This is a genomic window from Polynucleobacter sp. MWH-Creno-3A4, from assembly GCF_018881885.1.
Lineage (GTDB): Bacteria > Pseudomonadota > Gammaproteobacteria > Burkholderiales > Burkholderiaceae > Polynucleobacter.
This window is the reverse complement of sequence record NZ_JACXSA010000001.1, coordinates 1,247,735-1,259,397: the sequence shown is the minus strand read 5'-3', so window position 1 is coordinate 1,259,397 and position 11,663 is coordinate 1,247,735. Positions and strand designations below refer to the sequence as shown.

Genomic DNA, 11,663 nt, shown 5'->3' with positions numbered 1-11,663 from the left:
CTCAAAAACTCAATTTACTTTTTTAAGATGAAAGACGCTCGAGAAATCGAGTTGTCCATTACCGGCTTTGCTGTGGGCTGCATACAATTCTTGAGCCAACTTCCCTAAAGGAATATTGGCATCGAGGGCATCAGCATTCTCAGCTGCGAGGCCTAAATCTTTGAGCATCAGATCGACCCCAAAGCCACCAGCATAGCCTTTTGAGGCAGGCGCATTTTCCATCACTCCAGGGCAAGGGTTGTAAAGCTCTAAAGCCCAATTACGGCCAGAGCTTTTAGCCATAATGTCAGACAACACTTTAGGGTCCATGCCATTAGCAATCCCTAAACGTAAGGCCTCACTAGTGCCAAGCATCTGAATCCCTAACAACATGTTGTTGCAGACCTTAACGGTCTGCCCTGCACCGCTAGCCCCCGCATGAAAAATATTCTTACCCATTGCCTCTAATAATGGGCGGGCTCGCTCTACAGCTTTTGCATCACCGCCCACCATAAAGGTCAAGGTGCCAGCTTGCGCACCTGCAGTTCCTCCAGAGACAGGTGCATCGATCATGGCAAAACCTGCTGCCCTTGCTTTTGCAGCGACTACTTGCGCAACTTTTGGAGAGATAGTTGAGCAATCAATAAGTAGGGTATTGGAATTGGTGCTCGCTAGCAAACCTGTCTGGCCAAGATACAAAGCTTCTACATGCTTTGAGGCCGGCAGCATACTAATGAGCACCTCGACATCTTTTGCCGCAGTAGCTGCATCAGGAGCTACCAGTCCACCAGCAGCAGCAAAGGCATCCAATTGGGTTTTTACTAAGTCAAATCCCAAGACTTGATGTCCCGCCTTCAATAAATTGAGGGCCATTGGTAAACCCATATTTCCTAAACCAATAAATCCGATTTTCATAACTTGACTATTCGTGTCTGTTGATTCATTTATACAGAGATTAAAAAGAAAAAAGCCTAGCTTGTGAAAGCTAGGCTTGCGAATCTATTTTTTGTAAGAATTACTTCTTTGCTTCCATTGCTTCTTTAGTAGCAGTAATTTCTTTACGACGCTCTTTACATGCGCCAGCAATCTCTTGCAAAGCCTTGCGAGCACGTGCAGCAGATGCCTTAATACCTTTTTCAATGAATTTTTCGTTTTCAGCTTTGTATGCTTCAAAAGCAGCCAACAATGTATCGTGTTGTGACATCTCGTCTCCCAATAATCGTATAAATATTTAAACTAACAACGGAGTCAGTATATCCCCATAAAAACACCAGAAAATGCACTATTTCATCAGGGATAACGCTTAAATTGGGGTGTAAATCAGCAAATAAATCCCAAAAACTACTGGTTTATCTTTTGCTGCTGTGCCACAAAAAACTGGGCTGCTATTAGCAGCCCACCCTACTTTTTTGCTTAAGCAATCTTGTTGCGAATAATGCCGACACCTGTAATTTCCGTTTCCACCATGTCGCCTGGCTTTAAAAACTCTGGAGGCTTTCTGCTGTAGCCGACACCTGATGGTGTTCCTGTAGCAATAATGTCGCCTGGTAATAATGTCAAACCACGTGATAGCTCGGCAATAATCGCGGGGATCTTGAAGTACATCTGCTTATAACTAGCATTCTGTTTTTCAACGCCGTTCACTCGACAGATGATGCGAGTGTCTTGCAAGTTCACTCCGCCAGCCGTCACAACCCACGGACCCATCGGACCATGCCCATCCAAACTCTTACCTTTGAACCATTGACCTGACTGGCGCTTTTGCTGAATATCGCGTGCAGTCGTGTCGTTATAGGCTGTGTAACCATACACGTAATCCATAGCGTTTTCTTCGGAGATATTCTTGCCCTTTTTACCAATCACGACAGCAAGCTCGGCCTCCCAGTCAATCATGGTTGAGATGCCAGCATCATAAGGAATGGGATCAAACGGACCATTCATGGTTTGCGTGCCTTTAGTAAAGAGTACGGGCACCTTTGGATACTCTTTCACTGTCTTGTCTTCGCGGTTTTGTAGGCCTTCTTCAAAATGGTCAAGATAGTTCCAGCCCACACAATAAATATTGCTCTGTGGCTTCGGGATGGGTGACAACAAGATGACTTGATTCACATTGGCAAGATTGGCGCTGCGGTTTTTAAAGATTGCAGCCAATTCCACCAAACCACGATTACCAGAAGCCGCTAAGGAAATCATCGAGGTGGGGTCAAATGACAGCTCCATTTTTTGACGAGCGGCTTCTGTAGGAATATCCACCACAAAACCATCATTGGTCACCAAGCCTAAACGAGAAGTGGCTCCCATTTTTGGTAGATAGTTGGCGATTCGCAATCCGGCCTTGCCAGTCATTGGCTCGACCACAATTTTTTGTTGATCGCCAGGGGCGGCCATCACATTTGAAATAAACATACTGCTCACAGCAGCTGATGCACCTAACTTCAGAGCATCTCTCCGATTTGTATCCACAGCGTCTCCTTTAAAGAATCTTGATTTCTAATTTTTATGCGTTGTTTAGGCAAACAATCTGTCATAAATAGTAATACCAAATTCAAAATGGGGATGAAGTTCTGCAGAATCGGTCAATTTTGACTATGCTTGACCCATGATCCAGCCTGCCTTCCAACTCACTCGCCTCACCCTGCTTGCCATTAGCCTCCTTGTCCTGACGGCCTGTGAGCGTGAGTCCTATACGACCTGGTCCTGTCACTCGGCGACTGAGGTAAAGGCTACGATGATTCTGCGGAAAGCAGTAATGGAATTTCAAGATCTGAAATTGGATTATTGCGGCAGTCTGGGCAATCAAAGCTACTTTGATGTGCGATGCCCTGGAGTCATTCAAGAATCTAATACGAGCTTTGCCCCTGCATCAGGCTCATTGATAAATCAGGGTCAACAATATCAATGCACTGCCCTGTGATTGAGAATCCATCCGCTTCAATGAATCTGCTGAGCCCTAAAAAATTACTACTCACTAAATGGACTGCAGTCAAACCCATTGCCAAGCAAAAACATTTTTTAGTCAGCAAGGTGATTCTGCCGGAGCCTCCAAATGAAAAGATTGAGTGGGTCGAGATTGAAGCAGTCATGACAAAAAAAGTTACTCGAATTGCGTGGCGGGATCTGACGAACAGCTCGCTTTGGATTCAGGGCTGGAAATAAAAAACCGCCTCAAACTCTGAGGCGGTTTTGGTTTGGCGCTGCTCTGAGGAATTATTCGTCAGCGGACTTAGCGCTTGATTTCTTAGAGCCCGAAGACTTCTTCACTAATTCATCAATATTCTTTTCGGCAGCATCTGCTACTTCATTCACAATACGACGCCCTTCTTTGAACATATTCTGACCAGTAGTCGACATTTCATTCACGACCTTAGAAAGTTTTTCTGCATGAGCAGGCATCTTATTTTCTGCATCCTCAAGCCATGTTACCAAGGAAGCGCGTACTTTCTCAAGCTGCTTCTCAGTTTCATCAGCGGCACCCTCACCCAACTCTTTGAGCACTGATTTCACTTTCTTTTGATACATCGCTGCACGTTTAGCAGCTTCTTTTGCAGCATCAGCTTGCAAGTCTTTCAACTTTGCAAGATCATTTTTAGCAGCAGACTTTGCACTCTCTAAGGCATTCTTCATGCCCCACTCCATCTCAGCAATATGGTGCTCGCTGAGTTTTTTCGCTGCTTCTAGCAAGGTATGGGAATAATCAAATAGCTCTTTGGCTTTTTCGCGTTGCCATTTCTGTAATTCTTTTGCATCCATTTTTAGCTCCTATCCAGTAGGTGTTAATCAAATCCTTCACATCCACTCTATACCGAAATAGCTAAACTGCCAATTCCCCTCATTTCCAGCATTAAAATCCACTGATGAGTGAAAAACAGACCCAGAGTATCTATGAGGCTATTGGTGGGATCGACAAGGTCGACGAGCTGGTGGACCGCTTCTATGATTTGATGGCTCTGGAGTCCAGTTTTACCGATCTTAGAGCCATGCATCCCCAAGATCTTTCCAACTCTCGGGAGAAGCTCAAATTCTTTCTGACTGGCTGGATGGGAGGTCCGGACATCTATTCACCTAAATATGGGCACCCGATGCTGCGGGCAAGACACCTCCCCTTCAAAATTGGCCTCAAAGAGCGCAATCAATGGCTCGCCTGTATGTACCAAGCACTAGAGGACTGCGGCATTGTAGGGAATGTCGCCAAGCAGCTAGAAGAGTCTTTTTTTAATACAGCCGACTGGATGAGAAATCAGCCTAACTGATCTCGTACTCGCTATTACCCTCAGTATTTCTGCGGGCATCTGCAGCCCCATGAATAGTTCGCCGCACTTCGATACACTTCTCTAGAACCCACTTTAAGAAAATATCATCGATATGGAAAGTTTTATAGTACTCCTGAGTGATCCCCACGCTTGGATAGCATTTTTAACACTTTCAGCTCTAGAAATTATTCTAGGGATCGATAACATCATTTTTATTAGCGTCATTGCGAACCGATTACCAATTGAGATTCGTGAACGAGTGCGGCGCTTTGGTCTAATGTTCGCTTTGGTGACTCGCATCTTGCTGCTCTTGAGTCTGTCTAGGGTCATGAGCCTAACCAACCCCCTATTTACCATTACAGATCATGCCATTAGTGGCAGAGATTTGATCCTACTATTAGGTGGCTTCTTCTTAATTTGGAAAGCCTCTAAGGAAATTTATAGTGAAGTAGAAATTGGTGGGCACGATGAAGCTGGCAGGGTGTCAGGAGTCAACGCTAATAAATCGATGTTCGCCCTCTTCCTGGGCTCTGTCGTGCAAATCGGCTTGCTCGATATCATTTTCTCGCTCGATAGCGTGATTACTGCAGTTGGAATGGTCGATCACATCAGCATCATGATTGCAGCAGTGTTGGCTTCCGTACTCATGATGTTGATTGCTGCCAAACCCATCGGCGACTTTGTGCACCATCACCCCTCAATCAAGGTTTTGGCACTTTCCTTTTTAACGGTAGTTGGCGTTGTGTTGATTGCTGAGGGTATGGGTGTGCATATTCCGAAAGGCTATGTTTATGTGGCTATGGCTTTCTCATTATTTGTCGAGTTACTCAATATCCGCTCTCGTGAAAAGAAGAAGCAAAAAAGCTGCAAAAACTCGATTAAGGATTATTAGCTTAGAGTGCCTGCGCGCAAGCAAAACCGCTGGCCCAGGCCCACTGGAAGTTGTGGCCTCCTAAATGGCCTGTGACATCGACACATTCACCGATAAAGAATAGACCTGTATGTTGGCGTGACATCATCGTTTGACCATCCAGATCTTTAGTGTCTACACCACCCAACATTACCTCGGCCTTTTTCCAACCTAAAGTACCTGCAGGTTTTACAGACCAGTTGGTTAATAACTCTTTCAGGGCTTGACGATCTTTTTTCGATACCTCAGCCCACTTACGTCCTAATAGATTTTTCTGTTCTGCAAACGCTTTAGCTAAGCGTTGCGGCAAGACAGAAGCAAGAATCGTCTCGGTGAGCTTAGTACGATTGTCCTCATCAGCAAAGAGTGCATCGCAATTGAATCCACCTGCCACCTCTACCGCTCCTAGCCAATCAATATGAATGGGCTCACCCTCTACCCAATAACTACTTGCTTGCAAAACAGCGGGGCCAGATAAGCCTTTGTGGGTTAGCAATACATCTTCATTGAAGCGACAAGCTCCATAACGGTGGCCCTTGGATCCTGAAGCAATTCTGACGGGAAGGCTAAGGCCAGCTAAGTCATAGAGATCCCCAAAGGTATCTGCAGTAAAAGATAGTGGTACTAATGCGGGCCTTGGATCAACTACCGATAATCCAAATTGCTTGGCAATATCCAATGAATATGCGGTAGCGCCAATCGCCGGAACAGGCAAGCCACCTGTTGCCATCACCACGGACTTGGTTTTTTCAGAGCCTGCATTGGTTTGCACCAACCAATGCTCTTGGTCTTGTGCAATGGATTCAATCACCACTGGGTTACGAATGGCGACCCTTCCTTTAGCGCATTCTGCCATGAGCAAATCAATAATCTGCTTAGCGGAATCATCGCAAAACAATTGTCCCTGGTGCTTCTCGTGATAGTTGATCCCATAGCTACTGACAAGCTTAATAAATTCTTTTGAAGGATATCGAGCTAGAGCGCTTTTAACAAAATGGGGATTCAAAGAGAGAAAGTTTGCAGGGCTGCTGTGCAAGTTTGTGAAATTGCAACGTCCTCCTCCGCTAATGCGGATTTTTTCACCCAGTATTTCAGCATGGTCCAAGACTAGAACCTGCTTGCCTAGCTGGCCTGCCACACCAGCGCAGAATAAGCCAGCGGCACCGCCACCAATAATGATGGCATCCCATATCTTACTCATGTCTGACTCATCACTTACTTAAATCGATCAATAATTTCAGAAGCAATATTGAGTTTTTCCATATGACTCTTGGTGTAGGCCTGACGGAAATTTTTGGTCATGGAAATCATTACTGATGCAGTCCATGCAAACGCAAACATGCCTGAGAAAGCGATGATGACTGCTAACATCTTCCAGCCATCGGGCAAAATATCCTCCATAAAGCCCATCGCGGTATAAGTACTACCGCCAAATAGAATGCTTTGGCCAAGATTGGGTAGTAAATTCAGTGCGTAAATAGAAATTCCCCAAAGAATAATCTCAGTGATGTGCATCAGAAACAAGCCAAAGATACTCACATAGAAGCACAGTGTTACTTCAGAGTATTTCTTTTCCGCTAAATAGAGAAACGTTTTTACTTCATAGCGCTTACTGATTTGCAGCAATACGATGCCATGAAACACCATGATCAATAACAGTATGGCGGTACCAACCGCATAACTGGGCAGATCTAGGGAGTTGGAAATGCTGGAGCTTGTGGGATTCATATCAGTCTTTTGCCCATTTTACAACTGCCTGGTCCGCAGCCTAGCTCAATTGATAGTGATTTTGGATAATGTTCCAAGCTTCTTCTGCGGTCTCTGCAAAATGAATCACTTGCATATCTAACTCATCGATCACGCCAAACTCCACCATCTGATCAAACTTCACCATCCCGGTCCAAAACTCCCTACCCACCAGAATGACTGGGAAGCGCACCACCTTTTTGGTCTGCATTAAGGTGAGGACCTCAAAAAGTTCGTCAAATGAGCCAAAGCCACCTGGAAAGGCAACAATTGCCCGTGCCCGTAACATGAAATGCATTTTGCGCAATGCAAAGTAATGAAAACGAAAGTTCAGTCCGGGGCTAATGTAAGGATTGGGATGCTGCTCACGAGGCAAGCTGATATTGAAACCAATGGTTTTATCCCCTGCTTCAAACGCGCCCCGATTGGCAGCCTCCATCACCCCGGGGCCGCCACCAGTGCAAATATGTAACTTGTTTGACTCTAACTCTTGTGTAGCGTTATATCGAGCAACTAGACCACCAAACTCTCGGGCGGATTCATAATAGTGACTGTGAAGCAAAGCTTGCTTAGCGATCTCTTGCTCTTCAAGGGTCTTCGCGCCCCTCTCCATTTCGAGGGCTTTGTCACGACTAACAAAACGGGTAGAGCCAAACACTGTGATGGTGTGATCGATACCGTGTTCGTGCAATAAAATTTCCGGCTTTAAGAGCTCGAGCTCAAAACGAATGCCAATAGTTTCTCGGCGCGATAAAAATGCTTCGTCATCAAACGCAAACTTAGAGGATTCTTCAGAAGTTTCTTCAGAGAGTTCATGCGGCGCAAGCGTCAAGAAGTCGCTAATGGTCTGCGCGTTATTCATGGGCAGCTTTGGGCTCATTTCATTACTTTCAAGATCGGTGTTAACCCATCTTACCCTTTGGATTTGACGCTAATGGGTCAGTGATTTGACCCCAATATGAGCAGCAAAAATTAGTGTTTATACCTAATGGATCTCTAATAACAAGGACTTAGGGCTTTACGGGATTTACCCATTGTCTTGCTAGGGTTAAGATAGCCTCAATTTCAACCAAACCGAAGGAAAAGCAATGAGCAACCGTTCAATCATCATCATGGTACTGGTATTAGTTGGTGCCACAGCCTATTTACTCCTCAAAGGCGACGGTAACGTTGATATGGGCGGCGAGAAGCATGGCGCAGAGGCAACCCATGTTGAAGAAGCGAAGAAAGATGCACCTGCAGCCGCTCCTGCTGCTCCAACTGCAGCTCCTGCAGCCGACGCTAAGAAATAATTTTTTCCTAGGCACACTGAAACCGCGGTCCGCCGCGGTTTTTTTTATCACATTCTCACTATGACAATGATGAACTCTAGCACCCTCAAATCTTTTGCTCCTAGCGGCACACTGCGTGTTGGTATCAATCTCGGAAATCCTTTGCTGGCCAATGAAGACGCCGCCGGTAAATTGAGCGGCGTGACGATTGATATTGCCAATGAGATTGCGCAACGCATCAAGCTGCCCTTACAACTGATTCCATTTAAGACTGCGGGTGCAACCGTCGATGGTATTAAAAGCGGCGATATTGATTTAGTGTTTGTGGCAATTGATCCTGTAAGGGGTGCGGATATTAGCTATACACCAGCCTATATTCAGATTGAGGGTGCTTATATGGTGAAAGCCTCTTCTCCCTTGCAAAGTAACGATCAGGTAGATGTGGCCGGTAGCGAAATCGTTGTGGGCAAAGGAAGTGCTTACGATCTTTACCTCACCCGAGAAATTCAACATGCCAGCCTATTCAGAGCGGTTAGCTCACAAGCTGTAGTGGATGATTTCATGTCAGGCATAGGCAATGTTGCTGCTGGTGTCAAACAACAATTAGAAAGTGATGCTAAACGTTACGATGGCTTACGCATGCTTCCTGGGCGCTTTATGGTGATCAACCAAGCAATTGGCATTCCAAAAGCCAGGCCAGGTTTTGAAGATATAACAGCATATTTAAGCGAACTGATTGCCGAGCTCAAGCAGTCTGGATTTGTGTCGGAAGCGATGCAACATCACCATATTCAAGGCGCTAAAGTGGCAGACTAAGCCTTGTATTTCCAGACGACGTAATCAGAGCGATACTAGAAGAATGAGTCTGCAAAGTAATCCACTCAACACGCTGTCATTAGCCAAAAATTTAAGGCGCCTTCCAGCCGAACATAAAGGCAATGCCGGTAAAGCTCTGCTCATTGGGGGAGCACCCGGAATGGCGGGCGCCCTTTTGCTTGCGGGTAATGCATGCCTGCATTTGGGTGCAGGTTGGACTATTCTCGAAATGCTCGATCCAGCCTCTGCTCACGCAATGGTAGAGTCTCCTGAGCTCATGATTCAGTTAGCAAACCCCGAACCTCAAGCGGCTCTGGTCAACCTTCAGCCAGACCTCATTGCAATTGGTCCTGGACTTGGAACATCTGCACAAGCATCGCAATGGTTAAAAGCCACTCTGGCTTACCCCAAGATCCCTTTAGTTATTGATGCTGATGCCATTAATCTCATTGCTCAGTCTCCTGAGCTCTTGAATGCGCTTCAAGCGCGCAATCAAATGTTCCCAGGCCAATCTGTACTGACGCCACACCCCGGCGAAGCAGCTAAGCTTCTCCATTGCACTGCTGAAATTATTCAGATTGATCGCCTGAGTGCTTTGGAAAAATTACTGTCTCTCACGCAGTCCATCATTGTCTTAAAGGGTCAACACACTTTGATAGCCTCCCCTGGCCACTCCTTCCAGGAGTGCCAGGCAGGCAACCCTGGCATGGGAACTGGTGGCATGGGAGATGCCCTGACTGGAACTATTGCAGCAATTGCGGTTCAAGGGGTTCGGCATCAACTCAATCTATCGCAATCTACTGAGCTCGCTGTTCAACTTCATGCCACAGCTGCTGATAGTCTGGTTGCCAAAGGTATTGGCCCGTTGGGCTTAACACCCTCTGAAACGATTTTAGAAATGCGTCGTTTACTCAACCAATGGGCGCAAGAGTAGCTACAAATCAAATACAGTAGTAACTAAAGAAAAAGTCATCAACCCCAAATAAGATTGATGACTCTGGTGAAACTACTGCCCCAAAGAGTTGAGGCTTAAAAACGAGAATTACTGTGCGGCTGGCTCTGCAGCAGCCTTAGCTTTTTTCTTAGACTTCTTCTTGGCTTTTTTCTCAGCTTTCTTTTCTTTCTTGGCTTTTTTCGCAGCCTTCTTCTCGGCAGCTTTGCTCATCGGTGCTTCAGCAGGAGCAGCGGCCGGGGCAGCCATTGGAGCTGGTGCTGGCGCAGGATCAGCAGCCATCACTGAAATTGGGGAAACACCAATCGCAGCAGCAATTAGGGTGGCCAAGCTAAAACGAGCAATACGAGAAATCATGTGATTCTCCAAGAGGGTTTGTACATGCTTCAATAATACCCAAAAATTTGTCAAAAAGGCCAAAAGAAAAAGGCCATCAAAGATGGCCCTTATTCCCATAGTGAAGTACTTACGCAGGTTGGGCTTCAGCCTCAGTAATTTTCTCTAGTGCCCCAGCCAAATGACCTACGGTTCGATCGACATGAGCCAACTTCTCTAGCCCAAATAGACCAATACGGAAGGTGCGGAAGTCCGGTCTTTCGTCGCACTGCAGAGGTACGCCGGCAGCAGTTTGCAAACCGAGGGCAATGAACTTTTTACCAGATTGAATATCGGGGTCCTTGGTATAACTCACCACAACACAAGGGGCCTGGAATCCTGCAGCAGCCACAGAGTGAAAACCTTTGGATACCAAGAGCTCACGAACCTTTAAGCCTAGCTCAACTTGCTTGGCTTTCAATGCAGCAAAGCCCAATGCTTGGGTTTCTTTCATCACATTGCGCAAGATCTTCAGTGCATCTGTCGCCATAGTGGTGTGATACACATGGCCACCCTTTTCATAAGCTTCCATAATCTGCAACCACTTCTTGAGATCCATAGAGAAGCTACTGCTTTGTGTGCTTTCAATTTTCTCACGCGCTCTATCACCTAAAGCAATCAATGCGCAGCATGGTGAACTACTCCAACCTTTTTGGGGTGCCGTAATCAAGACATCAACATTGCAGGCCTTCATGTCCACCCACATGGCACCGGAAGCGATACAATCCAAAACAAATAAGCCGCCAACGGAACGAACTGCCTCGCCGACTGCCTTGAGGTAATCATCAGGCAGGATGATGCCTGCAGAGGTTTCCACATGCGGCGCAAATACTACTGCTGGCTTTTCTTTTTGAATAAAGGCGATTACCTCTTCAATTGGGGCCGGAGCAAATACACCTTGAGTGGCTGCCTCTAATTGACGACCTTTAATGACTGTGACATCACTGGTGATATTGGCTAAGTCAAAAATTTGGGTCCAACGATAGCTAAACCAACCATTGCGTAGGACTAAGCATTTTTCATTGTTAGCAAATTGACGAGCAACAGCTTCCATGCCAAAAGTACCGCTACCGGGAACAATCACTGCAGAGCTGGCGTTATAGGCATCTTTCAGGACGCTGGAAATATCGACCATTACACGCTTGAACTCTTCAGACATGTGATTTAAGGAGCGATCGGTATAAACAACCGAGAACTCTAATAAACCGTCTGGATCAACGTTGGGGAGTAAACCTGGCATAGTAATTTCCTAGGGATTTCTGTGATTAGCCCTAAATGATAACGATTTGGCACGTTTTTTGGGCAATCTGCTCAAAACCCTGTGTCCAATGTCTATTTAGACCCCTTTCTGGGCCTTTTCCCAG

Annotated in this window: 16 protein-coding genes; 7 read left to right on the top strand and 9 right to left on the bottom strand. The window is 46.0% G+C overall.

Annotated elements, in window-relative coordinates:
* Positions 1-9: 9 nt before the first annotated feature.
* The 3 genes from mmsB to IEN92_RS06465 form a co-directional block, all read right to left on the bottom strand.
* The gene (mmsB, locus tag IEN92_RS06475; protein WP_216161727.1) at positions 10-894 is read right to left on the bottom strand and encodes a 3-hydroxyisobutyrate dehydrogenase; all 885 of its coding nucleotides are present in this window, start codon (positions 892-894) and stop codon (positions 10-12) included.
* Between the two features lie 100 nt (positions 895-994).
* Positions 995-1,183, bottom strand: coding sequence for a hypothetical protein (locus IEN92_RS06470; protein WP_011903187.1), 189 nt, complete (start codon positions 1,181-1,183; stop codon positions 995-997).
* Positions 1,184-1,392: 209 nt separating this feature from the next.
* Positions 1,393-2,442 carry a fumarylacetoacetate hydrolase family protein gene (locus tag IEN92_RS06465; protein WP_216161725.1) on the bottom strand — a complete coding sequence of 350 codons (1,050 nt, stop codon included), beginning with the start codon at positions 2,440-2,442 and terminating at the stop codon, positions 1,393-1,395.
* Positions 2,443-2,578: 136 nt separating this feature from the next.
* Between IEN92_RS06465 and IEN92_RS06460 the strand changes: the two genes are divergently transcribed.
* Both IEN92_RS06460 and IEN92_RS06455 read left to right on the top strand, forming a co-directional pair.
* Positions 2,579-2,893, top strand: a complete 315-nt coding sequence (locus IEN92_RS06460) for a hypothetical protein (RefSeq protein WP_216161722.1) — start codon at positions 2,579-2,581, stop codon at positions 2,891-2,893.
* 20 nt (positions 2,894-2,913) lie between these two features.
* Complete coding sequence (locus IEN92_RS06455) at positions 2,914-3,135, top strand: TIGR02450 family Trp-rich protein (RefSeq protein ID WP_216162263.1); 222 nt, start codon at positions 2,914-2,916, stop codon at positions 3,133-3,135.
* A gap of 51 nt (positions 3,136-3,186) precedes the next feature.
* Here the strand turns inward: IEN92_RS06455 and IEN92_RS06450 are convergent, their stop codons facing one another.
* Entirely contained in the window at positions 3,187-3,729 is a 543-nt protein-coding gene (locus IEN92_RS06450; protein WP_216161719.1) for a hypothetical protein, read from the bottom strand.
* A 104-nt stretch (positions 3,730-3,833) separates the two neighbouring features.
* On the opposite strand from IEN92_RS06450, the gene IEN92_RS06445 reads away from it, so the two are divergent.
* Positions 3,834-4,229, top strand: coding sequence for a group II truncated hemoglobin (locus IEN92_RS06445; RefSeq protein WP_215375996.1), 396 nt, complete (start codon positions 3,834-3,836; stop codon positions 4,227-4,229).
* A gap of 112 nt (positions 4,230-4,341) precedes the next feature.
* Positions 4,342-5,121, top strand: coding sequence for a TerC family protein (locus IEN92_RS06440; RefSeq protein WP_216161715.1), 780 nt, complete (start codon positions 4,342-4,344; stop codon positions 5,119-5,121).
* Between the two features lies 1 nt (position 5,122).
* Here the strand turns inward: IEN92_RS06440 and IEN92_RS06435 are convergent, their stop codons facing one another.
* From IEN92_RS06435 to IEN92_RS06425, 3 genes are read right to left on the bottom strand one after another with little or no spacing between them, the layout of a single operon-like run.
* On the bottom strand, positions 5,123-6,340 hold the full coding sequence (locus IEN92_RS06435; RefSeq protein WP_216161711.1) for an aminoacetone oxidase family FAD-binding enzyme: 1,218 nt from the start codon (positions 6,338-6,340) through the stop codon (positions 5,123-5,125).
* A 14-nt stretch (positions 6,341-6,354) separates the two neighbouring features.
* A complete protein-coding gene (locus IEN92_RS06430) occupies positions 6,355-6,867 on the bottom strand; it encodes a hypothetical protein (protein ID WP_216161708.1) in 513 nt (170 codons plus the stop codon).
* Between the two features lie 40 nt (positions 6,868-6,907).
* The gene (locus IEN92_RS06425) at positions 6,908-7,765 is read right to left on the bottom strand and encodes an LOG family protein (protein WP_216161706.1); all 858 of its coding nucleotides are present in this window, start codon (positions 7,763-7,765) and stop codon (positions 6,908-6,910) included.
* Between the two features lie 208 nt (positions 7,766-7,973).
* Between IEN92_RS06425 and IEN92_RS06420 the strand changes: the two genes are divergently transcribed.
* From IEN92_RS06420 to IEN92_RS06410, 3 genes are read left to right on the top strand one after another with little or no spacing between them, the layout of a single operon-like run.
* Entirely contained in the window at positions 7,974-8,177 is a 204-nt protein-coding gene (locus IEN92_RS06420; protein ID WP_215375983.1) for a hypothetical protein, read from the top strand.
* 60 nt (positions 8,178-8,237) lie between these two features.
* Complete coding sequence (locus tag IEN92_RS06415; RefSeq protein WP_370623882.1) at positions 8,238-8,972, top strand: ABC transporter substrate-binding protein; 735 nt, start codon at positions 8,238-8,240, stop codon at positions 8,970-8,972.
* Positions 8,973-9,015: 43 nt separating this feature from the next.
* The gene (locus tag IEN92_RS06410; RefSeq protein ID WP_216161703.1) at positions 9,016-9,906 is read left to right on the top strand and encodes an NAD(P)H-hydrate dehydratase; all 891 of its coding nucleotides are present in this window, start codon (positions 9,016-9,018) and stop codon (positions 9,904-9,906) included.
* A gap of 108 nt (positions 9,907-10,014) precedes the next feature.
* Here IEN92_RS06410 and IEN92_RS06405 read toward each other — a convergent pair whose 3' ends face one another.
* A complete protein-coding gene (locus IEN92_RS06405) occupies positions 10,015-10,281 on the bottom strand; it encodes a protein tyrosine phosphatase (protein WP_215375978.1) in 267 nt (88 codons plus the stop codon).
* Positions 10,282-10,390: 109 nt separating this feature from the next.
* Positions 10,391-11,539, bottom strand: coding sequence for an aminotransferase class V-fold PLP-dependent enzyme (locus tag IEN92_RS06400; protein ID WP_215375975.1), 1,149 nt, complete (start codon positions 11,537-11,539; stop codon positions 10,391-10,393).
* Positions 11,540-11,663: the final 124 nt, after the last annotated feature.